Annotated in this window: 19 protein-coding genes; 6 read left to right on the forward strand and 13 right to left on the reverse strand. The window is 33.1% G+C overall.

Annotated elements, in window-relative coordinates; all coding sequences use genetic code 11:
* Window positions 1-443: 443 nt before the first annotated feature.
* Window positions 444-2786, forward strand: coding sequence for an ATP-dependent helicase (locus AC2D8I_RS00235; protein WP_484703919.1), 2343 nt, complete (start codon window positions 444-446; stop codon window positions 2784-2786).
* A 102-nt stretch (window positions 2787-2888) separates the two neighbouring features.
* Here AC2D8I_RS00235 and AC2D8I_RS00240 read toward each other — a convergent pair whose 3' ends face one another.
* A complete protein-coding gene (locus tag AC2D8I_RS00240; RefSeq protein ID WP_484703921.1) occupies window positions 2889-3752 on the reverse strand; it encodes an alpha/beta hydrolase fold domain-containing protein in 864 nt (287 codons plus the stop codon).
* Between the two features lie 147 nt (window positions 3753-3899).
* Here AC2D8I_RS00240 and AC2D8I_RS00245 point away from each other — a divergent pair, with 147 nt between their 5' ends.
* On the forward strand, window positions 3900-4520 hold the full coding sequence (locus AC2D8I_RS00245) for an L-threonylcarbamoyladenylate synthase (RefSeq protein ID WP_484703923.1): 621 nt from the start codon (window positions 3900-3902) through the stop codon (window positions 4518-4520).
* Between the two features lie 105 nt (window positions 4521-4625).
* Here the strand turns inward: AC2D8I_RS00245 and AC2D8I_RS00250 are convergent, their stop codons facing one another.
* The 3 genes from AC2D8I_RS00250 to AC2D8I_RS00260 all read right to left on the reverse strand — a co-directional run bounded on the left by AC2D8I_RS00250 (window position 4626) and on the right by AC2D8I_RS00260 (window position 7045).
* Window positions 4626-5486, reverse strand: a complete 861-nt coding sequence (locus tag AC2D8I_RS00250) for an OmpA/MotB family protein (RefSeq protein ID WP_484703925.1) — start codon at window positions 5484-5486, stop codon at window positions 4626-4628.
* A 124-nt stretch (window positions 5487-5610) separates the two neighbouring features.
* Entirely contained in the window at window positions 5611-6597 is a 987-nt protein-coding gene (locus AC2D8I_RS00255; RefSeq protein ID WP_484703927.1) for a glycosyltransferase family 2 protein, read from the reverse strand.
* Between the two features lies 1 nt (window position 6598).
* Window positions 6599-7045 carry a type I restriction enzyme HsdR N-terminal domain-containing protein gene (locus tag AC2D8I_RS00260; protein ID WP_484703929.1) on the reverse strand — a complete coding sequence of 149 codons (447 nt, stop codon included), beginning with the start codon at window positions 7043-7045 and terminating at the stop codon, window positions 6599-6601.
* Window positions 7046-7176: 131 nt separating this feature from the next.
* Between AC2D8I_RS00260 and holA the strand changes: the two genes are divergently transcribed.
* Window positions 7177-8178, forward strand: coding sequence for a DNA polymerase III subunit delta (gene holA, locus AC2D8I_RS00265; RefSeq protein ID WP_484703931.1), 1002 nt, complete (start codon window positions 7177-7179; stop codon window positions 8176-8178).
* 78 nt (window positions 8179-8256) lie between these two features.
* Here holA and AC2D8I_RS00270 read toward each other — a convergent pair whose 3' ends face one another.
* From AC2D8I_RS00270 to msrB (AC2D8I_RS00310), 9 genes are all read right to left on the reverse strand, one after another.
* Window positions 8257-8730 carry a hypothetical protein gene (locus tag AC2D8I_RS00270; protein ID WP_484703933.1) on the reverse strand — a complete coding sequence of 158 codons (474 nt, stop codon included), beginning with the start codon at window positions 8728-8730 and terminating at the stop codon, window positions 8257-8259.
* Between the two features lie 82 nt (window positions 8731-8812).
* Window positions 8813-10429 (reverse strand): class I SAM-dependent methyltransferase, encoded by a 1617-nt coding sequence (locus AC2D8I_RS00275; protein WP_484703935.1) that lies wholly within the window; start codon window positions 10427-10429, stop codon window positions 8813-8815.
* Between the two features lie 115 nt (window positions 10430-10544).
* A complete protein-coding gene (locus tag AC2D8I_RS00280) occupies window positions 10545-12956 on the reverse strand; it encodes an alpha-ketoacid dehydrogenase subunit alpha/beta (protein WP_484703937.1) in 2412 nt (803 codons plus the stop codon).
* A 325-nt stretch (window positions 12957-13281) separates the two neighbouring features.
* On the reverse strand, window positions 13282-16089 hold the full coding sequence (locus AC2D8I_RS00285) for a gluzincin family metallopeptidase (RefSeq protein WP_484703939.1): 2808 nt from the start codon (window positions 16087-16089) through the stop codon (window positions 13282-13284).
* Window positions 16090-16193: 104 nt separating this feature from the next.
* A complete protein-coding gene (locus AC2D8I_RS00290; protein ID WP_484703941.1) occupies window positions 16194-16883 on the reverse strand; it encodes an LOG family protein in 690 nt (229 codons plus the stop codon).
* Window positions 16884-17235: 352 nt separating this feature from the next.
* On the reverse strand, window positions 17236-20070 hold the full coding sequence (gene uvrA / locus AC2D8I_RS00295) for an excinuclease ABC subunit UvrA (protein WP_484704211.1): 2835 nt from the start codon (window positions 20068-20070) through the stop codon (window positions 17236-17238).
* Window positions 20071-20367: 297 nt separating this feature from the next.
* Window positions 20368-21744: a dihydrolipoyl dehydrogenase gene (gene lpdA, locus AC2D8I_RS00300; RefSeq protein ID WP_484703943.1), complete on the reverse strand. Its 1377-nt coding sequence runs from the start codon at window positions 21742-21744 to the stop codon at window positions 20368-20370.
* Window positions 21745-22066: 322 nt separating this feature from the next.
* Window positions 22067-22471 carry a peptide-methionine (R)-S-oxide reductase MsrB gene (gene msrB, locus AC2D8I_RS00305; protein WP_484703945.1) on the reverse strand — a complete coding sequence of 135 codons (405 nt, stop codon included), beginning with the start codon at window positions 22469-22471 and terminating at the stop codon, window positions 22067-22069.
* On the reverse strand, window positions 22471-22950 hold the full coding sequence (gene msrB / locus AC2D8I_RS00310; RefSeq protein WP_484703947.1) for a peptide-methionine (R)-S-oxide reductase MsrB: 480 nt from the start codon (window positions 22948-22950) through the stop codon (window positions 22471-22473). Before msrB (AC2D8I_RS00310) ends, msrB (AC2D8I_RS00305) begins: the two co-directional genes overlap by 1 nt.
* Window positions 22951-23410: 460 nt before the next feature.
* Between msrB (AC2D8I_RS00310) and AC2D8I_RS00315 the strand changes: the two genes are divergently transcribed.
* The 3 genes from AC2D8I_RS00315 to AC2D8I_RS00325 all read left to right on the forward strand — a co-directional run bounded on the left by AC2D8I_RS00315 (window position 23411) and on the right by AC2D8I_RS00325 (window position 26562).
* Window positions 23411-24241: a M48 family metallopeptidase gene (locus AC2D8I_RS00315; RefSeq protein ID WP_484703949.1), complete on the forward strand. Its 831-nt coding sequence runs from the start codon at window positions 23411-23413 to the stop codon at window positions 24239-24241.
* 69 nt (window positions 24242-24310) lie between these two features.
* Window positions 24311-25702 (forward strand): MFS transporter, encoded by a 1392-nt coding sequence (locus tag AC2D8I_RS00320; RefSeq protein WP_484703951.1) that lies wholly within the window; start codon window positions 24311-24313, stop codon window positions 25700-25702.
* A gap of 47 nt (window positions 25703-25749) precedes the next feature.
* Window positions 25750-26562, forward strand: a complete 813-nt coding sequence (locus AC2D8I_RS00325; protein WP_484703953.1) for a hypothetical protein — start codon at window positions 25750-25752, stop codon at window positions 26560-26562.
* Window positions 26563-26643 lie beyond the last annotated feature (81 nt).

The raw sequence follows: 26643 nt of genomic DNA on the forward strand, positions 1-26643 counted from the left end.
AAAATATCGTTTTACTCAAAAATAAACATTATCTTTTTTTTTAAGCAAATTAATTACGGCTTTTTTTGTATAAAGCTATAAATAGAATTTATAGATTTTAATTAATTGGTTTTTAGTGTTTTAGTTAATAAACGAGGCGCTGGAGTTAATCTATAATATGTAGGAATATTTTCAATGACTGGATTACGGGATGCAATAATTTATAAAATATTAGTATTAATACAATACCATAAATCTCAGAGAGAATAGCTCTTTATTATACTCTCTTGAATAAAAGGGATGTATAAGTTGTGTAATTAAGTAAGTTGCTTATTTCAAGGTGTTTATTAACCACTTGTGTTGCTGAGATATTATATATTATAATTTGTTCATAATTATTAATAAAACTAAAGGTCTAAAAGGGAGACAATACTTATTTTTACACCCTAAAAAATTAAACAAGTTTGGAAAAGTACTTAAGTCAATTAAATGAAGCGCAATATGCGCCTACGGTGCAAAAAGAAGGCCCAATGATTATCATAGCAGGAGCAGGCTCTGGTAAAACAAGAGTGCTAACTTATCGTATAGCCTACTTGATGAGCCAAGGAATAGATGCATTTAATATATTGGCTTTAACCTTTACAAATAAGGCCGCTAAAGAAATGAAAGGGAGAATTGCCGACATTGTTGGTGATGGAGAAGCAAAAAACCTTTGGATGGGAACATTTCACTCGGTATTTGCAAAAATATTGCGTTTTGAGGGACATCACTTAGGGTTTCCAAGTAATTTCACCATTTATGATACACAAGATTCTCAACGTTTAATGGGATCGATTATAAAAGAAATGGGCTTAGATAAGGATGTGTACAAGACAAAACAAGTTTATGGAAGAATATCATCATACAAGAATAGTTTAATTACTGTAAAGGCCTATTTTAAGAACCCAGAACTCATGGAAGCCGATGCGATAGCACGAAGACCAAGAATGGGAGAAATTTATAAGGAATATGTAGAGCGCTGTTTTAAAGCAGGAGCGATGGATTTTGATGATTTATTACTGCGTACTAATGAACTATTAACGCGTTTCCCTGCGGTTTTAGCGCAGTACCAAAACCGATTTAGATACATATTAGTAGACGAGTACCAAGATACTAATCATTCTCAATATTTAATAGTTCGTGCCTTAGCAGATCGTTTTCAAAACATATGTGTAGTAGGAGATGATGCACAAAGTATTTATGCTTTCCGTGGCGCCAATATTAATAATATACTAAACTTTCAAAAGGATTATGATGGTGTAAATTTATACCGTTTAGAACAGAATTATCGCTCTACTAAAAATATTGTAAATGCGGCTAACTCTGTAATCGACCATAACCAAACGAAATTGGATAAGGTGGTTTGGACAGCTAATGACGAAGGCGAAAAAGTAAAAGTACATCGCTCATTAACAGATGGAGATGAAGGACGCTATGTGGCAAGTACTATTTGGGAAGCCAAGATGAATGCGCAATTACTTAATAGTGATTTTGCGATCCTTTACCGAACCAATGCACAATCTCGTGCAATGGAAGACGCTTTACGCAAACGTGATATTCCATATCGTATTTATGGCGGTTTGTCTTTTTACCAGCGTAAAGAAATTAAAGATGTTACCGCTTACTTAAGATTGGTTTTAAATCCCTCTGATGAAGAAGCCTTAAAACGGGTTATTAATTACCCTGGAAGAGGAATAGGGCAAACAACAATAGATCGATTAATTGTTGCTGCCAACGGTTATGGTAAAACGATTTTTGAACTTTTAGAAAATATAGATGCGTTTGATATAAAAATTAATAACGGTACTAAGACTAAACTACGAGATTTCGTAACCTTAATTAAGAGTTACCAAGTAATGAATCAAACCGCTAATGCTTTCGATTTGGCAGAACACGTAACTAAAACCAGTGGTTTAATGCGTGAGTTTAATAAAGACGGAACACCAGAAGGCATAACGCGTTTAGAAAATGTAGAGGAGCTTTTAAATGGTATTAAAGATTTTGTTGAAGGACAATTGGAAATTGCTGATGCTTCTGATTCTTTAGCCGAATTTTTAGAAGATGTGGCCTTATCTACAGATATGGATGCAGATAAAGGAGACGCAGATCATGTGGCATTAATGACCATTCACTTAGCAAAAGGGTTAGAATTTAATCATGTATTTATCGTTGGCTTGGAAGAAGATTTATTTCCAAGTGCAATGAGTATGAATACACGTACCGAACTAGAAGAAGAACGGCGTTTGTTTTACGTTGCTTTAACTAGAGCCGAAAAGCAAGCCTATTTAACCTATGCTTTATCTCGATATCGATGGGGAAAATTAGTCGACTCAGAACCGAGTCGTTTTATTGAAGAAATTGATGATCAATATTTAAATATACTTACACCAATTGAAGAGCGACGCATTAACCCAATGCTATCCGCAGACATTTTTGGAGATACTCCACCTAACAAAATTAGATTTAAAAAAGCCGTGCAACCTAAACTACAAAAAAAGACCAGAACCGACAAAAACAAACCCGTGAACTTTGAAATAAGCTCCCCTAAAAAAATGAAAAAAGCATCGGAGGTAGAAGCTCCAGTAGATGCTAATTTGTTTGATGGGAAACTAACGGTAGGGAATAGAGTAAAACACCTGAAATTTGGAAGGGGAGAAGTGCTTAAAATAGAAGGTAAAGGCAGTGATATAAAAGCTGAAATAGACTTTGAATTTGGAGGCGTTAAAAAATTATTATTACGATTTGCAAAATTAGAATTGATTGGATAACCCACTGAAGCTAAATAAAGAAGGTGTTAATTAATAACAACAAACGATAAGATTTATTTTAGCTTCTAAGAATAATTGTAACGATTAGACATGTGAAACTAATTAAAAGTATGTTTCAGTAAATATTTTTAGTTTGTTCCATGTGTCTAATAAATTTAACCCAACCCAACCGTGGCCTTCATTAGGGTACAAAATAAATTGATGAGTAACTCCTAAGCCGGTTAGTTTTTTAGTTAAATCGGTGCCTTGACTTGCAGGAACTAGTGGGTCTGAATCGCCATATAATAGTAGCGAAGGAGGTGCAGAAGCCGTAACCTGGTGAAGCGGGCTAATGGTTTTTAAAAATGAAGTCGTTTTGTCTGTTCCAAAAGCATCTATTAAAGGTTTAACTTCTGAGGTTTCGTTATTTAGATATGTTGAGTCTGTGAAATTGGTAGCGCCAACAATACTACAAACCATACCTATATTCTCTTCTTTATCAAAGGCATAACTCCAAAGCATGGCTAAGTGAGCGCCAGCGCTAATACCTATAAAACCAAAATCTTGAGAGATAATGTAGTCCTCACTATTACGTTTTAAATGTGCTATAATACTCGTAATATCATTTATTTGCATAGGATAAGCCGCTGTATTTTTGCTAGCTAATCTGTAATTAATATTAACAATTGCATAATCGGGTAAATTCTCATGAATAATACTTATAAAACCATTCATATCTCTTTTGTCTCCAGAGGTTGAATTTCCGCCATGTACTAAAATGAGCACTTTGGTATTGTAAGTTCTGGATTGGGGAAGGTATATATCGTAAACTTGTTGGGGGTTTTTACCGTAAGAAACATTGAGTAGCTCTGAGTATTCATAAGGTGCTATGGTTATTTGAGAGTCTGTGGTATCGTCATTAGTACAACTAAATAATCCTGCAATTATAAAGCAGGAGAATAAAATTAGTTTTGAAAATCTAAACATAGCTAAAATGTATTTACAGAATGAAAACGAATAAATATGAATATTATTATTTAAGGGTCTTATTATATACCGATACGTTGAAGAATAATTAAATAAAGGAAGAAGCTCTCAATTAAAATGTATAGCTTTGTATTTAAAGTAATTAGTTTGGCAGAGTTAATAAAAATATACGAAGATAATCCCAATCCTAAAGCAATGAATAAGGTAGTGGATGTACTTAAAAAAGGAGGACTGGTAATATATCCAACAGATACAGTATATGGTTTAGGCTGTGATATTACCAATGCTAAAGCTTTGGAACGCATAGCAAGAATAAAAGGAGTAAAGTTAGACAAGGCTAAACTATCTTTCATTTGCCATGATTTAAGTCATTTAAGTGATTATGTAAAGCAAATAGATACGGCTACCTTTAAAGTTTTAAAACGTGCCTTGCCAGGACCTTATACATTTATATTACCCGGATCTAAATCTTTACCTTCTATATTTAAGAAGAAGAAAGAAGTCGGGATTCGTGTGCCTAATAACAAGATCGCTTTAGAAATTGTTAAAACACTTGGGAATCCTATTGTATCAACTTCTATTAGGGACGAAGACGAAATTTTAGAATATACTACAGATCCTGAGCTTATTTTTGAAAAATGGCAAAATCAGGTTGATTTGGTTATTGATGGAGGTTATGGAGGTAATGAAGGCTCTACTATTATAGATTTTTCTAAAGGCAGCCCAATTATTGTTAGGGAAGGTAAAGGAAGTTTGGAGATTTTATAATTAAAAATAGATATATCTTCTTTGTAAAAAATATAAAGTAAATAAAAAAGCCTTGTTATAAAATAACAAGGCTTTTTTTATTTATAAAGGCTCAATTTACAAGACCTATTCTTCTTCTTTAGAAAGTGATTTCATTTCAGTTTCAATCATATCATAAAACTGATCAATTTTTGGTAAGATTAAAATTTTGGTACGTCTATTAGTCGCTCTATGTTCTGGAGTGTCATTAGCTACTAAAGGCACGTAATCTGCACGACCAGCTGCTATTAACTGAGCTGGATTTACACCATGTTTTTGTAAAGCTCTTACAATAGAGGTACTACGTTTTACACTTAAATCCCAGTTATCTAAAAGGACTCCTTTTTTGTACGGTACACTATCTGTATGGCCTTCGATCATAGCTTCAAAGTCAGGTTTTGCATTAATAACTTTAGCAACCTTTTCTAAGATTTCCATAGCTCTTTTTGTGATATTGTAGCTTCCTGTTTTAAATAATAACTTATCAGAAAGAGAAATAAATACCACGCTTTTTTCAACGTTTATTTCAATATCAGGATCGTCTAAGCCTACTTCCTTTTTAAGGCTTGAAACCAAGGCTAGAGTTACACTGTCTTTTTTGGTTAAAGCATCTTGTAAGCGTGTAATTTTTAAATCTTTTTCTTTTAAACTTTCTAACGATTTTTCTAAATTTTCGGCACCTTTAGTCGTTAATATAGTAATGTCTTTTGAGGTTTGAATTAAATCTTGATTGGTTTTTTTTAGATCAGCCAAACGTGCTTCTAATTGGTCACCTCTCGCTCTAGCCGCAGCTTCATCAGCGAGACATTTATTCAGCTTCATAGTGGCCGAATTTAATAAATCTTGCGTGCTTTTTTGTTTTTCTTCAAGAGCTAAAAAGTCTTTTTTAGAAACACAAGAACCTAAAGTTAATAGTGCTACAGCACCAAATAATACAAGTTTCTTCATTGAAATTATTGTTTTCATTTTCTCAAATAAGAGAAAATCATTAGTTATTTAGATAAAATTAAATCTTATAAACAGATCAAAAATATAGAAAAATTAAATACTAATATAGCTATTAACAAAACTTTTATAAATTTTTAAATAGTTTTATTCCATATACGTAATAAGACCAAACGATAGATTTTGTTTTGTAGTAGTTTTGGGGTTGTTTTAATGTTTTACGCTGTTTTAATAACTTTCCTAAGTTGGCATAAAAGCTAAGGTGTGCTTTTAAAATGGCAAAAATATGTCTAAACTTTAAAGCGATTAAAAATTGGATTGCAGCTAAACCATCAAGGGTTAAACGCATAAATAAAAGGATTATTATACCAGGGGCGTTTTTTGTTAATGTAAATAAGCTATTTCTAAAGTTTAAATATGTTTTTTGAGGACTAGTGGCACTTAATGTAGCGCCTCCTACATGATATACTGTCGATTGAAAAATATATTTTGAGCGGTATCCTAAATTATGAGCTCTCCAGCACAAATCGATCTCTTCCATATGTGCAAAAAAGGATTCATCAAAACCATTCAAGGTATTAAAAACAGATCGCCTAATAAAAAAGCAAGCTCCAGAGGCCCAAAATATTTCCGAATTTTTGTCGTATTGTCCTTGATCTTGTTCTACGGTTTCAAAAATACGTCCTTTACAAAAGGGATAAGCATATTTATCTATATAACCACCAGCAGCACCAGCATATTCGAAATGTGTTTTTTTCTTGTAATCTAGGATTTTAGGTTGTATAATAGCTGTTTTTGGATCCGAATTAAAGACAGAAATAACAGGAGTAAGCCAATTTTCTGTAACTTCAATATCGCTATTAACTAAGCAAAAGATATCAGCATCAATAGTTTTCAAGGCATCATTATAGCCTTTAGCATATCCGCCATTAATTTGATTTTCAATAATTTTTACTGATGGAAATTTAGAGCGTACAAAAGCCACCGACTCATCTGTAGAGGCATTGTCTGCAACATAAACCGTTGCGTTTTTTGAGTATTTTACAACGGAAGGTAGAAAAGTGGATAATAATTCTTTTCCGTTCCAGTTTAGTATAACTATAGCAATTTCCATTTTATTTTGAATAGTTAGGAAGGGCTTTCAAAAACCGATATTTTTCAGATTCGAAATCCATTATACAATAATAGTGATTTAATCCATTAGTAACCATAAGATACGTTGCATTCATGGCGAGATTATAGCGTGCTACTTGGTCAAATACAGTTTGATTTATAGCTATTTTAGGAGCTTTACATTCAACAATAAGATGAATACTGCCATCAGGGTTAAAAACCACGATATCGTAGCGTTTCTTCAAATTGTTAATTTTCAATTCTTTTTCTACGTTAATAAGAGAAATTGGGTATTTTTTTTCTTCAATTAAGTAATGTACACAATGTTGCCGTACCCATTCTTCAGGTTGTAAAATCATAAATTTTTTACGAATAACATCGAAAATAGATACTTTATTTTCGTTATTTTTGAGTCGAAACGAATATGTCGGAAAATTTAGCTTTTGCACCACACAAATTTATAACTATAAAGTTATTTTGAGTGATTTTGAAAAGAAAATTTTATTGAAATTCAATGTGATTTAGAATGCGTTTTTGAAGGGGAAACGTATTAACATAATAAAAAAATACAACATATATTTTGGACGAAGTCAAACAGTTGGTAACCGATATAAAAAATAAGAAGCTTAAACCTATTTATTTGCTAATGGGAGAGGAAGCTTATTATATAGATAAGATTTCAGATTTTATAGAACAAACTGTTTTGGCTGAAGCGGAAAAAGGCTTTAATCAAATGGTATTGTATGGTCGCGATGTAACTATTGAAGATATTGTAGGAAACGCTAAACGCTTTCCGATGATGGCAGAACGGCAGGTTGTTATTGTTAAAGAAGCTCAAGATTTAGCTCGTACCATTGATAAATTGGCGGTATACGCCCAAAAACCGCAGCCTACAACAGTTTTGGTTATATGTTACAAGTATAAAAATATAGATAAGCGGAAATCGGTCTATAAAACGATTAAAAAAACAGGAGTTGTTTTTGAAAGTAAGAAATTATATGATAATCAAGTTCCAGATTGGATCCGTCGTGTGTTGTCTACCAAAGGTTATAGTATAGCACCAAAAGCATCACAAATGTTAGTAGAGTTTTTGGGAACAGATTTAAGTAAGATTAATAATGAACTGGACAAGCTTCAAATTGTTTTGCCAAAAGAGACTCAGATTACACCAGAACACATTGAGGAAAACATAGGGATTAGTAAAGATTATAATAATTTTGAATTACGAAAAGCTATAGGGGCTAGAAATGATGAACAAGCTTTTAAAATAGTAAATTATTTTGCAGATAACCCTAAAGATAATCCAATGGTAGTGACGGTTTCTTTATTGTTTAACTTTTTTTCTCAACTGTTGCAATTACATGGTATGGCAGATAAGTCTCCTAGAAATGTTGCTTCTGTATTACGTGTAAATCCATACTTTGTTAATGAGTACCTTACGGCTATTCGGAATTTTCCTATGCGTAAAGTAAGTCAAATTATTGCTACTCTAAGAGAGTTTGATGTAAGAAGTAAAGGCGTGGGGTCTAATGCGGTACCTCAAGGCGATTTATTGAAAGAGTTATTGGTTAGAATTTTATAGCGAAAACAGTGGTGATTAGAAGCTGTTTATCGGCGGATTAGTATTATTGGTTAAATAGCGTTGTTTTAATAAATCGCCTTATTTTAATTGTTCTAATTTTAAATTATAATCATATTGTAAGTCTTCATGAAATGTAGTGATATGCTTTTTCATAGTTATAATTTGTCGTTCATATATGTTCATTAAAGTCACATTTTTTTCTATAGAAGGTGTTAAACAATTTAATTTATAACAGAAGTAAAGTAATAGTTCGACTTCTGTTTCTTTTTTTAAAGAATAACGACTAAATTTTTTTATGTTTCTCAATATTTTACGGACACTCTTTTTTATATAGAAGAAACTATTGGTGTTTATAGTGTCAAATTGTTCATCAATTTCTTGTTTTACAGTTTCAATATAGCCTTCTTCATTATGTGATTCAAATAGTAAATAGGTGAGTAGTTCTTTGTTTTCTTTTTTAAAACGTGATAAACGTAAACAAAGTTCAATCATTTCCTCATTAGATTTATACTTTAACTCTTTTCTTATACTAACTACAGATACAGCTTTCATATTAATTGTTTACTAAGAGGCTTTTTAGTTTTTATTATTGCGTTTTTTAAAAATAGTTTAAAATTACGATATAATGTAACCATTATTCAGTATTGTCACCTTTCAATAAGTTTACACTAACAGTAGCCAATTCATTATTCGGGAACTTTGAAAAATAATTAGGATCAGGAAGTAAACCGGCTTTACTCGCTACTTTGTTAAAAACAGCAATCTCTAAAATATATTGGTCGCTATAACCATGTGTTGCATCGTATGCCGTTACTGCTGTTTTACTAATGTTTTTTGCTGCTATTATAGGGGCTATGGTATGTAGTTCTATAATTAATAATCCAAATTGCTCTACGTAAGGTTTCCACTTTTGAAAATGTTCTAGCAGCGAATCTTCTACTAAATTGTTGTTAATTCTTTGGCCTTTATGGGCATATGCACCTAAGGAATGACTTATTGTATTACTGCTTACATGCTTAGGGATTTCCCAGACACGATTGTGATCTAAAAAGGTACGTACATTAAGTAAATCTTTTAATTCTATATTATAATCTTCTTTAAGGTCTTTAGCCAAAAGGTCTGGTCTACCTATGTCTCCCCAAATAACCTTGGCCCAGATGTCGGATTTAATTAAATTAGCTCGAGTTACTTTTAAAGCTGCCTTATTAAAATCGGCGCCGACTAACAGTAAAGGGTGTTCCTCTAAAAGCTTACCGCGTAGAGTTTGATGTTCTATCACATCAAAAATATGTTGTATAAATGCACCATTTCCACAGCCCATATCTAATATCCCTTTAGGTTGCTCGTCTATAGGTTTATTAAATAATTTTATAATAACTTGATCTATAACTTTAAAATAAGTGGCGTGGGCACCACCACTTCCCCATACGTTCATCTCTCTATGTACGTGCTTTTCTGTTTCGTCTAGACTGGCTGTTTTAAGAACTAAAGGGTTACCGAAAAGGAGTTCATCCAATTGCATAAAGGTTGGTAAGTATGAAACGGTAACACCATATGCACTAGCACGTTTTGCAAAAAACAGACCTTCATCTGTAAATTGATAAGTATCATTTTTCTTTTTAAACCAACCCAGAAAGGAAAGGAAGTTTAATATTTTTTTAAAACTTTCAGGGTCTTTATGGTACTCTTGAGCTCTAAATGAAGCTTCCATAAAGTATTTGTGAAATAATCCGTTAACACCCAATAGTACTATAATAGGAGCTACAATGGCTCCTTCAATGTGTTTTAGTACTTGGTATTGGATAGAGTCTTCGCTTACAATTCCTAGTCCAAAATTGTTTTCATATTTTTTAAAAATACGTTCTAGGGCAATAAAAGCATCAGCTCTAATACGTTCTTCAGGAAAATGCACAGCATATTTGAGTAAATTTACAGAATCTCCATAAAGGTGAGCTAATGCAAAAGCTGTTTTACTATTTGCATTAGTTTTATAAATAATAGTGTCTGTTTTATTCTCTAAATTCTGGGTTAGCCAACCTTGTGAGCATAGAATGCGTAAGGCTACATTTAGGTAGCCTTCATTAGCATTAAACTGTTTTGTAATTGCTGTTAATGTTACAGATTCTTTTTCTAGTAAGAAGTCTAAAACGCCTTTTTTATATAATGCATAAGATGTAGTAGCGGTTGCTATACCATCTAAATGTCTAAAAATAGTGCCTCTTAATTTTACCTTATCTTCCTTTGTTAGCATTGCCTATTCTTTTAGTTTAAAGATATAAAAAAGCAATAACCTACCAATATAAAGATTAGGTTTTAACGTGTAATTAAGAGACTTATTTCTTTAGAAAAAATTAATGAAATAGGTTTTATCTCAATTTAGGAAATGTCTTTGGATTGACTTCATGCATAACATTGTAAACGGCTTCAAAAATATCTTCTGCAGAAGGTTTAGAGAAATAATCTCCATCCGTACCATAGGCAGGTCTATGTGCTTTTGCAGTTAATGTTGTTGGCTGGCTATCTAAATGTTTATATGCATTTTGCGTATTCAATACTTCATTTAAAAGGTATGCTGATGCTCCTCCTGGGACATCTTCGTCAATCACCATTAAACGGTTTGTTTTTGCTACCGATTTTACGACATCGTGATTTAAATCGAAGGGGAGTAATGATTGTGCATCTATTACTTCTGCATCAATACCAACTTCTATTAATTCTTGAGCAACCTGTGTTACAATCCTTAAGGTAGAACCATAAGATAATAATGTGATGTCGGCTCCTTCTTTTACGGTTTCAACGACACCTATAGGTGTTTTAAATTCCCCAAAATTAGTAGGCTTAGCTTCTTTTAATCGGTATCCATTTAAACATTCTACAATTAATGCAGGCTCGTCACTTTCAAGTAAAGTATTATAAAAACCGGCAGCTTTAGTCATGTTTCTTGGTACTAGAACATGAATTCCTCTTACGAGGTTTAAAATGCCTCCCATTTGGGAACCAGAATGCCATATGCCTTCTAATCTATGTCCACGAGTACGAATAATTAATGGTGCTTTTTGGCGTCCTTTAGTTCTATAATGTAAGGTTGCTAAGTCATCACTTATTATTTGCAGTGCGTATAAAATATAATCTAAATATTGTATTTCTGCAATAGGACGCAAGCCTCTCATGGCCATACCTATACCTTGACCTAAAATTGTAGCTTCACGAATTCCTGCATCTGCAACACGTAATTCTCCATATTTTTCCTGTAAGCCTTCCAAACCTTGATTTACATCTCCAATAGTACCTGCGTCTTCACCAAAGATTAGGGTTTCAGGGTATTTGTTAAAAATAGCATCAAAATTGTCTCTAATAACTACACGGCCGTCTACGTGTTCTGTATTGGAATCATAAATAGGTTTCACTTCTTTTACATTTACGGCAGCAGATGCTGTCTCATTGTGTAGGTGAGAACTGTATTTGGGTTGTACTTCCTTAAAGAACGCATTTAACCATTGTAAGAGTTGCTCTTTTGCAGGAGAGTTTTCATTAATAACATAGCGTAATACTTTTCGTGCTGTGGTGGCAACATCTCTACGATTTGGCTCAGCTATGGCTAGCAGTTCATTATTTAATTTTTCAATAAATACTTTATTACTACTTGATATTGCTAATTGTGTTATAAGGTCTGAAGCAATTTTAACATCGTTTAGAATAGGGTTTAAATAATTATTCCAAGCGGTTTTTTTGCCATCACGAACGGCTTTTTTTATTGTTTTCTCAAGAGCGATTAATTCTTCATTGGTAGAGATCCCTGTAGCAATCATCCATTCTCTCATTTTGGCATTACAATCATGATTTGCTTCCCAGGTTAAGCGGTCTTTATCTTTATAGCGTTCATGGGAACCAGAAGTAGAGTGTCCTTGTGGTTGTGTTAATTCGTTTACATGGATTAGTACAGGGATATGTTCTGTTCTTGCAATTTTTGAAGCTTCTGCATAAGTTTCAACTAATGCGACATAATCCCATCCTTTTACACGTAATATTTCGTAACCATTTGTTTTTTCTTCTCTTTGAAATCCTTTAAGAATTTCAGAGATATTCTCTTTAGTCGTTTGGTGTTTTGCATGTACAGAAATACCATATTCGTCGTCCCATACACTAATAACCATAGGGACTTGTAATACGCCAGCAGCATTTATAGTTTCAAAGAACAAGCCTTCACTCGTACTTGCATTACCAATAGTTCCCCAAGCCACTTCATTTCCTTTTATTGAAAATTTAGTGCTGTCGATGCCTTTTACATTTCTATAAATCTTTGAAGCTTGTGCTAAACCTAAAAGTCTTGGCATTTGCCCAGCAGTAGGAGAAATATCCGAACTAGAATTTTTTTGGGATGTTAAGTTTTTCCATTTACCGTTCTCATCTAAACTATGAGTTCCAAAATGCCCTCCCATTTGGCGGCCAGCAGACATTGGTTCTTGAGACAGATCTGTATTAGCATATAATCCAGAGAAAAACTGTTCTATAGTTAACTCGCCAATAGCCATCATAAAGGTTTGATCGCGATAATATCCAGATCTAAAATCACCATTTTTAAATGCTTTGGCTAGTGCTAATTGCGGAATTTCTTTACCGTCTCCAAAAATTCCAAATTTAGCTTTTCCTGTTAATACTTCCCGACGTCCTAACAAACTACATTCCCGACTTGTCATAGCAATCTTATAATCATTTAAAACTTCTGTTTTAAAATTTTCGAAAGAGATTTCTTTTTTTAAGTCGGATTTTGTTTGCATAGGTCAGAATTTATTTGTTGCAAATTTAAGAAAAATTTGGGTCTCTTGCAAGGAGTGAGCGTCTCTAAATAATGATGAATTGTTAGTGAGTGAATGGTTTTGTTGAATATTGTTTAAAATAGTGTTGTTTTTTAACTTTTTGTTGAAAATAATTCAAGTTTTAAGAAGCTTATAGGCTTGATACTTAGTTGAGGGTTTTTGAGTATATAAAAGAACACTTGTATAGGAAGGAGTGTTTCTCTAGAAAATACTTTAGAGGTGTTATTAGTTTTTTAATGTTGCTTACTATGTGAATAGAGAGGAGGAATAATAATCGTTAAATTGTTTAATACCAGCGGCGTGTAAATAATTTGAATAAAGTTTTAGGGGATAGTGTAATAATGAATCGAATACTTTTATCGTAGTTTGGTTGTGCAATTTCCCAGCCTAAATTAGAATAAACAGGTAAATACAATTCAAAGTAATCTTGTACTAAGTTAAGGCGTATGCCAGCATCATAAACAAAATTAGGACTACTACCATGACTATTAACAACTCCGGCATCCCCATAAGCCATAACGTATCTCCAGAGCGTGGTGCTGGCATTTACAGTTGTTATCCATTGGCTAGCAAAGGGGGTGTTTAACTTAGATTTAAACCCTCCTTCTGCTATAATTAATTGTTGACTTAGTAGTCCTGTTTGTTCCGTTCTACCCAAATAATCGTAGTCAAATAGGTAATCTGTAGGGCGGTCTAGAGCAAAACTGAAAAAATCTGAGGTTTCATAAGTATTATTATATAGAAAAGCACCAGTAAATACACGTAAGTTGTATTGTCTGTTATTTTCTGTAAGTGTTCTAAACTCTAGAGTTGCCGATAGTTTTCCAAAATCTTTAGATAATTGTAAATCGGTGAATACGGAACTAAAATCTTTTAAATTGGGATTAGATTTAAGGTAATTAATATTAAAAACTCCATATTTAGGTTCACCTTCAGTAACAAATGCTCCTGTAGGATCTACTTCTCGATCGATGCTTACATATCTAACAACAAGTGATTTGCGATTGTTGTCTCTTAAGTTTTTATGGTCTCTAAATCTAAAGTTTATAAAAGGAGTAAATGAGGTGTAAGATAAATCAGGGGCATAATTGAAGTATTCACCAGAAAGCCCATATTTAATGTAATTACTATCTGTATTTTCCTTTCTACTCGTATAACTAATAGAGGCGCTTCCTACTATTTGTTTGCTTTTTATAGCGTATTTGGGACTAATTTGATAGAGGAAATTTTTGGTTAATAGGGTTTTGTTATACAATTTTAAACCAGGTGATAGGCCATCATAGAAATTGTATGTAAATTCAGGTATAAAAAAGACCTGATTGTAATTTGGGTCTTCAATATCTTTAAAAAGCCTAAATTGAATCGGTTTATTATTTGAAAAGAAGCCTTTTAAAGATTTCCAGTTATTACGCATATTAAATTCTGGAATAGTTTGATTGTAGTTAATCGCAAGTTTATTAACACCATTATTAGGGATGGTGATTTTTTTAGACTTTTTAAACCCATTGATCCATTGTTTTGATATGATGGAGTCATCTTTTAATGCGAATAATGAAATGGGCATTGTATTGTCTCTTTTGTTTTGTAGCGTAATAACAATAGAGTCTGATACTTTCTTGACTTTTTTAATCTTGTAATCAATTTTTTTATTGGTAGCGAGATATTCCTTAAAAAACCAATCGATATTTTTTTCTGTTTTAGATTTTAATAGGGTTTCAAATGCTTTTGAGGTCTTTTGTTTTGGGGTGTTACTATTAAGATATTCTAATATTGTGGATTCCATAATATCCGCATTTATATACTCGTCTAAATATCTTAAACCTAATCCAGCTTTGTATTTATTGGCTATATTTTTATTAAACTTTAATAACGAATCTTTTGCCATAGTTAAGGGCTGATCTATATTGGTTCTAGCCATATGCATATATAGAAAACTATATTGATCATTGAATTTTAAGTCGGAAGCATGGAAGGCTCGTATTCCCCATGTATTCCCTAAAGTGCCTAGAATTTTTATGTTAGGGTAACTTTCTTCAACGTATTTCATTAAGTAGTAAACTTGAATCCCGTCTAATAACCATTGGTCTTTTCTTGGGTTTAATAGTAATTTGTTTTCTAAATAATTGTGAAGTGCTGTTTTTAATATTTTTAATTCATACTGAAATTCATTAGAAAAGGGACGTATGAAATCAGGTAATTGATTTAAACCATAAATAGGATTTTTTTTATAATCTATTTTAGTTAGTAATAGTTTTTTATGTGGATACTTTCCTAGATTTTTGGTTATAAAACTAGTGACCTTATCTGTTGCTATGGCTACGTTTAAAGCGGGTAATTCTTCTCTATTAATATTGGATTCAATAGCAAAGAAGTCCGTTTCTACTGTTTTGTAGTTATTTGTTTTATTTAAGAATAGTTTAGAATTTATGCGGTCTTTTCCTTTTAAAATACTTGTTTTTGTTTCATTTGTTATCGTCGTACTAATTTCATTAAGTTCTGAAACCAGATAAAAGGCTTTTGGGTATTTAACTTCCATGTTAATGTCTGCAGGAGGAACGAAAGCATCATCTAAATCTTTGTTACTGTAATATTGCCATTCTCCGTTATATACAGAAGGGGTTATATACCAGTATTTTAAGTTGTAATCACCTTCATTTGTGATGCCATAGCGTGTAAATTTATCATTAGGAACTTGAACGCTGTACTCTAATTTTAAATTATAGGCTTTATGAGGTGAAAGAGGTGTTTTTAAAACAACTTGAATAACGTCTGGGTTAGCTTTTAATCTGCTAAAAATTAGAGGTTTATTCTCCTGTTGTATTGAGCCAATGGCAGTAAACCCTCTATCTTCATTTTTTGCGAAATGAAACGTGTTTTTAAATTCTTCAGCAAAGCGTTCGGCCAAAGGAGTATTTTTGGTAGAATAACTATGACTCCAATCATTGAGATATATGGTATCTAATGTAGAATTGGAGTCATTGTAATATTGAATGGTTTGCTTAATATTAATTACTTTACTTTCAATATCAAAAGCAGCTTTTATGTCTATTGTGTTTTTTTGGGCATAAGCCGAAACACTAAGTATGAGGCACAAAAGGGATTTTAAATAATAGTATTTCAATTGAGAGTATTGCTTTTTTTATTTAAAGTAACGTAAAAATAAGCTTATTGGTATTGGTTTAACAATAGTTTATGTTTTTAAAAGTTCGGACTTAATTCATATTCTTTATAAAAATTATTTAAAATAGTAACCACCTCTTCTTTTGTATCTACTAAATGAATTAAATCTAAATCTTTAGCACTTATATTCTCGAACTTATCTAAAAGTGTTGATTTAACCCAATCCATTAAACCTTCCCAGAAATCTTTACCCACAAGTATGATAGGAAATTTCTCAATTTTATTAGTTTGTATTAATGTAATAGCTTCAAATAACTCATCTAAAGTTCCAAAGCCACCTGGCATAACTACGAAGCCTTGGGAGTATTTTACGAACATTACCTTTCTAACAAAGAAGTAATCAAAGTCTAAACTCTTATCATTATCTATATAAGGGTTATCGTGTTGTTCGAAAGGTAATTCTATATTTAACCCTACAGAAGTTCCTCCTGCTAAATGCGCTCCTTTATTTCCTGCTTCCATAATACCAGGGCCACCTCCAGTAATAACGCCATAGCCAGCTTCTACAATATCCTTTGCAATATCTTCAGCCAACTTGTAATACTTGTCTTCAGGTTTTGTTCTTGCCGATCCAAAAATAGACACGCTAGGCCCTATTTGACTCATTTTTTCAAAGCCGTTAACGAACTCTCCCATAATCTTGAAGATCGCCCAAGAGTCATTCGTTTTATTTTCATTCCAATCTTTATGATGCTGTTCTTTTCTCATATTCTTTTCAAATTTTAAAGCCTCGAAAGATAGTATTTTAAATTATGTTTTTAAACATCAAAGATGATTTTAGTAATATTTGTTTTGCTTTTTGCTTTTAGAGTTTTGTAAATGAGTAAACTAAGAGCATTTATTAATGCTAACGTGGTTTTTATTTAATAAATATTACTGTTTTTTTATGAGGTCTTTTATTTTAGATACTTATAAAAGTGTTACTAAGTATTTTTATAATAAGCTGGAGAGTGATAACGACTTAAAGATAACTTTTAGGTTAAATCAAATTCCGAAGAAGCTCTAGCAAATTTTATATTTGACTAGTCGTTGGGGGAATAATGATAATAGAGGGGGGGGCTTAAAGGGGGAGTTCCTTTTTTAAAAATCGTGCTGTGTGACTTTTTTTGTGTTTAGAAACAACTTCGGGAGGGCCTTCTACAACAACTTTACCACCGCCTTTACCACCTTCGTAACCAATATCAATAATATGATCTACGGTTTTTATAACATCTAGGTTGTGTTCAATGATTAATACCGTATTACCTTTGTCTGCTAATTTATTTAGTACACTCATTAATACTCTAATATCTTCAAAATGTAGTCCTGTTGTAGGCTCATCTAGAATATAGAATGTATTACCAGTATCTCGTTTGCTAAGTTCTGTTGCAAGCTTTATGCGTTGCGCTTCACCACCAGAGAGTGTTGTGCTTTGTTGACCCAATGTAATATAGCCTAAGCCAACGTCTTTTATGGTTTTTAATTTTTTGTGAATTTTTGGAATGTTTTCGAAGAAATCTACACTTTCATTAATGGTCATATTTAATACATCGCTAATGCTTTTCCCTTTGTATCTAATTTCTAGTGTTTCTCTATTGAAACGTTTCCCTTGGCAAGTTTCACATTCTACATATACATCTGGTAGAAAATTCATTTCAATCACTTTTAAACCACCACCTTTACAGGTTTCACATCGGCCGCCAGTTACATTAAAACTGAAGCGACCAGGTTTATAGCCGCGAATCATTGCTTCTGGGATTTTGGCAAATAGGCTTCGTATTTCACTAAAGGTTCCGGTATATGTTGCAGGATTACTTCGGGGTGTTCTTCCTATAGGAGATTGATTGATGTCTATAACTTTGTCGCAATGTTCTAAGCCTTTTATACTTTTGTAAGGCATTGGTTTTTTTACACCATTAAAATAATGCGCATTGAGGATAGGGTATAGGGTTTCGTTGATTAGTGTAGACTTTCCACTTCCAGAAACGCCGGTAACTCCTATCATTTTTCCTAAAGGAATTTTTATAGATACATTTTTTAAATTATTGCCCGTGCAGCCTTTTAGCTCTATTATGTTTCCATTACCTTCTCTACGTTTTTTAGGAATTTCGATGGATTTGGTTCCGTTGAGATAATCGGCAGTTAAAGTAGGGTGTTTTAAAAGTTCCTTTGGGGTGCCTTCACTTATGATTTCTCCTCCATGTTTTCCTGCTCTAGGACCAATGTCTATAACGTGATCTGCACGTTCTATCATATCCTTATCATGCTCAACCACTATAACTGAATTACCAATATCACGAAGCGCGACTAGAGAGTTTATTAGTTTTTCATTGTCGCGTTGGTGTAATCCAATACTTGGTTCGTCTAAAATATAAAGTACTCCTACTAATTGAGAGCCTATTTGCGTTGCAAGTCTAATACGTTGTGCTTCTCCACCAGAGAGTGATTTTGAACTTCTATTTAATGATAAATAGGTAAGTCCCACATCTACTAAAAATTGCAATCGTGCTTTTATTTCTTTTATAATTTCTTCTGCAATTTTTAATTGTTTTTCAGAGAGGTGTTCTGTTAAATCTTTAAACCATTCTGCTAACTCGACTATATCTTTTTGTGCTAGATCGGCAATATTCTTGTCATTTATTTTAAAATAGAGCGATTCTTGCTTTAAACGAGAACCATTACACACGGGACAGTCTACTTTGTCCATATAGTCTTTTGCCCATCGCTTTAATGACGTTGATTCTGCATTTTTATATTGGTTTTCAATAAAATTTGCGACTCCTTCAAAATCAATATTATAATTACGTGTAATACCAAGTGTTTTACTTTCTACAGAGAATTTATCGTTACCGCCATATAGAATAATGCGTTTTGCTTCTTTTGGAATGGATTTGTAGGGGTCGGTTAATTTGAATTGATAGCGGTCTGCAATCAATTCCAACTGCTTGAAAATCCAACTTTTTTTCTCGGGACCGTGAGGAGCTAATGCCCCGTTTTTGATGGATAAAGAGTCGTCTGGAATAATTTTTTGCTCATTAACTTGATAGAGATCTCCTATGCCATTACAATGGTTGCAAGCGCCTTTTGGAGAGTTAAATGAAAAATTATTTGGTTCTGGGTTAGGGTATGAGATGCCAGAAGTAGGGCACATTAAATTACGGCTAAAGTAGCGAACATTTTGTGTGTCTTGATCTATAACCATTAGTACATTGTCTCCATGATACATTGCTGTATTAATGGTTTCAGCAAGGCGTTTGTTATTGTCTACGGTATCATCTATTTTTAGTCTATCTATAACAATTTCAATATCATGATTTTTGTAACGGTCCAACTTCATGCCTTTAACCAGGTCTCTTATTTCTCCGTCAGCTCTAACTTTTACGAAGCCTTGTTTAGCAATTTGCTCGAAGAGTTCTCGGTAATGGCCTTTTCTAGAGCGTATTACTGGGGACAATATATTGATGCGCTTGCCTTTGAAATCTTCAATAATTAAGGCTTTGATTTGCGCATCGCTATAACTAATCATTTTTTCTCCAGTATTATAGCTAAAAGCGTCACTTGCTCGTGCAAATAGTAAACGTAAGAAATCGTAAATTTCTGTAATAGTACCTACTGTAGATCTAGGAGATTTACTTGTTGTTTTTTGCTCTATAGCTATTACAGGAGATAATCCGTCTATTTTATCAACATCGGGACGCTCTAAGCCGCCAAGAAATTGTCGCGCATAGGCAGAGAAGGTCTCTATATAACGTCTCTGGCCTTCGGCATATATGGTGTCGAAAGCTAAAGATGATTTTCCGCTTCCAGAGAGCCCAGTAATAACCACAAGTTTTTCCCTTGGAATGGTAACATCTATATTTTTTAAATTATGAACTCTAGCACCTTGTACTTCTATATTCTCTTCAAAATTGGTCATAGCAACAAACATATCTGCTTCTTTTTGAAACAGATTTGCGAAGATACGTTTTTTGCCTTTCTTTTTGAAATGAGCTAGTTATGAATTAGTGTAATTTGAAATATATTTTTAATTAACAAAGAGTCATTTGTCAAGAAAAGTTGTAGTGTGATGATTTGAAAACTTAAAGGGGAGCTTAAAACTGTTTTATTTTAAAAATTGGTGTTGTTTTGACCAGAATTATTTATAGGAAAGGGCATGATAAAAAAAGACGATTCATTAATAAATCGCCTTTTTTTTATGTGTCTTGTTTAGGGGTTATAAGTGGATAACCTCTCCATAAGCATCTGCAACGGCTTCCATAACCGCTTCGCTCATAGTAGGGTGTGGATGTACTGTTTTTAAGACTTCGTGACCTGTGGTCTCTAGTTTACGTCCTAATACCGCTTCAGCAATCATATCGGTTACGCCAGCTCCAATCATATGGCAACCTAACCATTCCCCATACTTGGCATCGAAAATTACTTTTACAAAACCATCTTTTGTTCCTGCGGCACTAGCTTTACCAGAAGCGGAGAATGGGAATTTTCCAACTTTAATATCTAAACCTTGCTCTTTAGCTTGCTTTTCAGTTAAACCAACACTTGCAATTTCAGGAGAGCAATATGTACAACCAGGGATATTGCCGTAATCTAAAGCTTCTACATGTTGTCCTGCTATTTTTTCTACACATAAAATTCCTTCAGCAGATGCAACGTGTGCTAGAGCTTGTCCAGGTGTAACATCTCCAATTGCATAATAGCCAGGGATATTTGTTTGATAGTAGTCATTTACCAAAATTTTGTCTTTATCTACAGCGATTCCAACATCTTCTAGACCAATGCCTTCAATATTTGTTTTAATACCTACAGCAGATAATACTAAATCGGCTTCTAAAATTTCTTCGCCTTTTTTAGTTTTAACTGTAGCTTTTACACCTTGTCCCGAGGTATCTACATTAGTAACTTCAGCAGAGGTCATAACTTTGATACCACTTTTCTTAAATGATTTTTCTAATTGTTTAGAAACATCTGCATCTTCAACAGGCACTATACTTGGCAAATATTCTACAACAGTTACTTCTGTTCCCATAGAATTGTAGAAATAAGCAAATTCAACACCTATAGCTCCAGAACCTACCACAATCATTTTTTTAGGCTGTTTTTTCAAAGTCATTGCTTGTCTGTAACCAATGACTTTTTCACCATCTTGAGGTAAACTTGGTAATTCACGAGAACGCGCACCTGTCGCAACAATGATGTGATCTGCGCTATATTCTGTTCCGTCAACTTCAACTTTTTTACCAGCTTTTAATTTACCAAAACCATTAATGACATCAATCTTATTTTTTTTCATTAAAAACTGAACGCCTTTACTCATTCCTTCTGCAACATTTCGACTACGGTTTACAACCGCATCAAAATCCTTATCATATTCCTTAACGGATAATCCATAATCATTAGCATGCTTTAAGTATTCGAATACTTGAGCAGATTTTAAAAGTGCTTTTGTTGGAATACAGCCCCAATTAAGACAAACACCACCAAGGCTTTCTTTTTCTATAACAGCTGTTTTAAAGCCTAATTGAGATGCTCTAATAGCAGTTACGTAGCCACCAGGACCACTTCCAAGTACAATAATATCGTATTTACTCATCGTAATTTTTTTAGTCGTTTTTAACAAGGTACGAATTTACAAAACATAGCTGTAATAATAATATTGAAGTTTCATTTTTATTTAAACAAGGTCTTAAAGTTATGATTTTGTGTTTAATGTGATGCTTGCGTGCCATCTTATTGATGAATACTCCTAGGCTATGTTTTATTGTGTGTTTGTGAATTAATAGAGCCTTTGTGTACCCTATAGTTATTAGGGTTGAGTTTCTCATGATTTACTTTAGAAGGCTTTTAACGCTTACATAGTGATAAAAAATAAGGGCGGTTTGTTTGTTTTTAAATCAGTTAATAAAAACAGTGCCTCATTCTTTTTTTGCTTTGTCAAATTTTACACTTATGGAATTTACACAATAACGAGTGCCTGTCTCTGTAGGGCCGTCATTAAAAACATGTCCCAAGTGCCCGCCACAGTTTGAGCATACTATTTCAGTACGTATCATGCCATGTGTTTTATCTAACACATATTTAACAGTCCCTTTTATAGAATCATCGAAACTAGGCCAACCGCAATGCGCATCAAACTTACTATTACTTTCGAAGAGTTGCTGGCTGCATCCTGCACATTTATATGTTCCTTCTTCAAAGTGCATATTATATTGTCCCGTATGCGGTCTTTCTGTACCTTTTTGTCTTAGTATTTTATACTCTTCTTCTGTAAGTTGTGCTTTCCATTCTTTATCAGACTTTTCAATGTTAAAATGACTCATTATTTTTTTGGAATAAAATTAAGTGCAACTCCGTTAATACAGTGTCTTTTCCCTGTAGTATCTCTTGGTCCATCGTTAAACACGTGGCCTAAGTGTCCGCCACAGGTAGCACAATGTTCTTCAGTACGGGCATGCCCAAGGTTGTAATCTGTAGAATAATCTACATTTCCTTTTATTTCACGGTCAAAACTTGGCCATCCAGTTCCTGAATCGAATTTGTTTTCGCTTTTAAAAAGAGGGGTTTTACAAGCAGCACAAACATAAGTTCCCGGTTTATAGTTCTTATTTAAAGGACTAGAGAAAGGGCGTTCTGTACCTGCTTCTCTTAATACATAGAATGCTTTACTGGAAAGTTCTTTTTTCCATTCGTCTTTCGTTTTAGTTACTTTGTAGACTTTTGCTGGTTGGCTTTGTTCTTGGGCATTGCCTTTGCAATTAAATAGAAGTAAAACCAATGATAATAAGGCTATTTTTTTCATGAGTGATAACGTTATTTTGAATTATTGTAGTTATATAAACTTTGTCGTTAAACAATAGAAATCATAACAGCATTATAAGCTTGTAAAAGGTAGTATTATATCTAAAAGTAATTTTCAGAGGTTTTTTTATATTAAATATACTATCTATATTACTAATTAGATGGCTTATCTAACAATTTATTCTTTCATTTTATTCTTTCATTGTAGATTTTAATTTTATTAAAATTAAGTTTAATTACATGGGGTGTATGTTTTGTTGGAAAAAGAATACAGTTTATATAATTGCGTGTTAACAAAGGTCTTGTTTTTTAGCATCTTATATTTTTTTTAATAAAAGTTGTGATCTATTTTTTACAGGATGTTTTAATTTTGATCCATTTTGTGTCATATTTAATATTTAGATCGCTAAATTGTTTTATAACTTTGCGTAAATTTATTATCCATTAAAATAATCTCTATAATGAAGTTTAAATCGAGTATAATTATTGTATTAATGATCGCTCTATTTTTGTCATGCTCAACTAATCCATTTACAGGAAAACAGACTTTGGCTTTGGTATCGAATGCAAAACTTTTTCCAACTTCGTTTGCTCAGTATAATCAATTTTTGGGTGAACATACAGTTATAAAAGGAACAGCAGAAGCAGAAATGATTACCCGTGTTGGGCAGCGAATTGCTGTTGCTGCAGAGCGCTGGTTAAACGCTAATGGTTACGAAGGGTATTTAAAAGATTATAAATGGGAATACCATTTGGTAGAAGATAAACAAATAAATGCATGGTGTATGCCAGGTGGAAAGATTGTATTTTATACTGGGATTTTACCTGTCGCTGAAAATGAAGCAGCCATTGCCGCTATTATGGGGCATGAGGTAGCACATGCTTTAGCTAACCACGGGCAACAACGGATGAGTGCTGGACTATTGCAGCAAGGCGGTGCTGTAGCGGGGAATATTTTGATAAAGGATGAAACTTCTAAAAATATATTTAATCAATCTTATGGTATTGGAACCCAAGTTGGAGGGATGTTGCCTTTTAGTAGAAGCCATGAAAATGAAGCAGATAAAATAGGCTTATATCTTACGGCCATTGCTGGTTATAATCCCGATGAAGCGGCTAATTTATGGAGGAGAATGGCAAAAGCAAGCGGTGGAAATGCTCCACCCGAATTTTTGAGTACGCATCCCGCGACGCAAACACGAATAGACAAGTTAACCGCTTTGTCATCAAAAGCTAAGGCCGAAGCAAAGAAATTTGGGGTAACATCTTTTAGACCTACAATTAAATTTTAATATCAGGTTAAAAAATAAATACTTATTTTCGAAGCCGCTCTACAATAATTATGGAGCGGCTTTTTTATTATGAAAGAACTACAAAAAGGAAGTCCAAAGTTACTTAACGCTTGGGCGTTTTACGATTGGGCAAACTCAGTTTATGCATTAACGATCACGTCTTCTATATTTCCCATCTTTTATTCCGCATTATTTCTTACCGATGTTAAAGTGGTGCATGCTTTTGGGCTTGAATTTAAAAGTACGGCACTCATAACTTTTGTTACTGCCTTTACTTTTTTAGTGGTTGCCTTTACGTCTCCCATACTTTCTGGAATAGCAGATTATGTTGGGAATAAGAAAATGTTTATGAAGTTCTTTTGTTATTTGGGAGGAGCGGGGTGTATCGGTCTATATTTTTTTGGTATCGGATCAGGAGAAATTTACTATAGTCTCTTGTTTTATTTTATGGGTTTGATAGGCTATTGGGGAAGTTTAGTGTTTTATAATTCGTATTTGCCAGATATTGCATTTCCAGAACAGCAGGATAGTATTAGTGCTAAAGGCTTTTCTATGGGGTATATAGGCAGTGTTATACTATTAGTTCTAAATTTAGCTATGGTTATGTTTCCAGGTGCGTTTGGTTTTGATATTAGTATTTCACAATCAATATTAGATACTGGCAACGTACAGGAAATTGAAAGCGCTTTAAGTAAAGCAAAGGATTTAGCGTCTGTAGAAGCAATGCGTTATTCTTTTATTATGGTTGGTGTTTGGTGGATAGGATTTAGTCAATATTCTTTTTATGTATTACCTAAAGGAGTCTCTACCGGTCATAAAGTAACAAAAGATGTTGTTTTTAATGGTTTTAAGGAGTTAAAAATGGTTTGGAATGAATTATTATTAAACTTAAGGCTAAAGCGGTACTTGTATGCTTTTTTTGTGTTTAGTATGGCGGTACAAACGATTATGCTTGTTGCTGTTTATTTTGGAGAAGAAGAAATAGCTTGGTCTGACCCCAGTGAAAAAACAACGGGTTTAATTATTAGTATATTAGTTATTCAAATTGTAGCTATTTTAGGTGCCTTTTTAACGTCTAAGGCTTCATCTAAATTTGGAAATATAAAAACGTTAATTGTTGTTAATGTTATTTGGATGTGTTTGTGTTTTTGGGGTTATTTTGTAGAAACGCCTTTTCAGTTTTATGTCACGGCAAGTGTTGTAGGATTGGTAATGGGAGGGATACAGTCTTTAGCGAGGTCTACTTATTCTAAGTTTTTACCTGAGACGGAAGATTCTACCTCTTTTTTTAGTTTTTATGATGTTGCGGAAAAAATAGGAATTGTTATTGGGATGGCTATTTTTGGTTTTATAGACCAAATAACAGGAAGCATGCGTAATGCTTTTCTTTGTTTATTCGTATTCTTTTTAATTGGTATTATATTATTATTTAGAGTCCCGAGAAAAGGAGATTTAAATTAAGTTTAAAATTTACTATGTTTGCATAAATCCAATTTTAATAATTAACTATGAATACATTAAAAACAATTTCAGTTTTATTTTTATCCGTTTTATTCTTTACAATCACTTCATGTGAAAATGAATCTTTAGAAGATGATTTTGAAGGAATCGATCTTAATGGAGATTCAGATGGTGAATCTGAAGGCGGAACATCAACAGGCGATTATTGGCCAATGGCTGTAGGTAATACTTGGAATTATAATTTTGTTGTTAATGAAGATGCTCAAGAAGATTCTAATGTGGAATTATCTGCATTGGAGAATTATGAAGGTGAGCCAAGTTATAAAATAGAGAGATTTTTTAGTAATCCGCAGACCTCTAGTGGAACACCTGCTGCTAATTTAGATTTAACAACATATGTTCGTAAAAATAATGGTGATTATTTTGTGTTGATAGCATCAACAACACTCGAATTGGGAGGGATATATGAAGTCACTCAATCTGGATACGATTATGTAGTATTAAAGGATTATTTAGAAGAAGGCGAAACATGGGATTCTAATTATAGTATTACTTCTAGTTACGTGTCTCTTGTTTCAGGAGTACCAGCACTAGAGGATTCAACAATGAATGTAAATTCTACTTTTGAAATTTTAGAAAGAGAGGCTTCTGTAACAGTTAATGGAGAAACATATTCTTCTGTAATAAAGGTCAAGCAATCTAGTTCTTATGAACTTATGGGGGAAGTTACTGCGACTTCAGAATCTATATTATATTTTGCTAAAGACGTTGGTATTGTAAAAACGACGGCTAATACCTATCAAGGCGGTACTGTTTCTTCTGTATCGGAATCGTTTTTAGAGAGCTATATATTAAATTAGAAAAAAACAAAATAATAAAGTAAAAATAATACACCTTAGTTGTTTTAATTAAATGACTAAGGTGTATTATTTTATAGAATA

The sequence above is a fragment of the Lacinutrix sp. YIN62 genome, from assembly GCF_057219185.1.

What these genes read in the sequence shown, in the direction of transcription:
- AC2D8I_RS00240 (WP_484703921.1), bottom strand. Translation starts at nt 3,752, where the DNA reads ATGTTTAGATTTTCAAAACTAATTTTATTCTCCTGCTTTATAATTGCA.
- AC2D8I_RS00255 (WP_484703927.1), bottom strand. Translation starts at nt 6,597, where the DNA reads ATGGAAATTGCTATAGTTATACTAAACTGGAACGGAAAAGAATTATTA.
- msrB (WP_484703945.1), bottom strand. Translation starts at nt 22,471, where the DNA reads ATGAGTCATTTTAACATTGAAAAGTCTGATAAAGAATGGAAAGCACAA.
- AC2D8I_RS00280 (WP_484703937.1), bottom strand. Translation starts at nt 12,956, where the DNA reads ATGCAAACAAAATCCGACTTAAAAAAAGAAATCTCTTTCGAAAATTTT.
- AC2D8I_RS00275 (WP_484703935.1), bottom strand. Translation starts at nt 10,429, where the DNA reads ATGCTAACAAAGGAAGATAAGGTAAAATTAAGAGGCACTATTTTTAGA.
- uvrA (WP_484704211.1), bottom strand. Translation starts at nt 20,070, where the DNA reads ATGACCAATTTTGAAGAGAATATAGAAGTACAAGGTGCTAGAGTTCAT.
- AC2D8I_RS00325 (WP_484703953.1), top strand. Translation starts at nt 25,750, where the DNA reads ATGAATACATTAAAAACAATTTCAGTTTTATTTTTATCCGTTTTATTC.
- msrB (WP_484703947.1), bottom strand. Translation starts at nt 22,950, where the DNA reads ATGAAAAAAATAGCCTTATTATCATTGGTTTTACTTCTATTTAATTGC.
- AC2D8I_RS00315 (WP_484703949.1), top strand. Translation starts at nt 23,411, where the DNA reads ATGAAGTTTAAATCGAGTATAATTATTGTATTAATGATCGCTCTATTT.
- lpdA (WP_484703943.1), bottom strand. Translation starts at nt 21,744, where the DNA reads ATGAGTAAATACGATATTATTGTACTTGGAAGTGGTCCTGGTGGCTAC.
- AC2D8I_RS00320 (WP_484703951.1), top strand. Translation starts at nt 24,311, where the DNA reads ATGAAAGAACTACAAAAAGGAAGTCCAAAGTTACTTAACGCTTGGGCG.
- AC2D8I_RS00250 (WP_484703925.1), bottom strand. Translation starts at nt 5,486, where the DNA reads ATGAAGAAACTTGTATTATTTGGTGCTGTAGCACTATTAACTTTAGGT.
- AC2D8I_RS00270 (WP_484703933.1), bottom strand. Translation starts at nt 8,730, where the DNA reads ATGAAAGCTGTATCTGTAGTTAGTATAAGAAAAGAGTTAAAGTATAAA.
- AC2D8I_RS00290 (WP_484703941.1), bottom strand. Translation starts at nt 16,883, where the DNA reads ATGAGAAAAGAACAGCATCATAAAGATTGGAATGAAAATAAAACGAAT.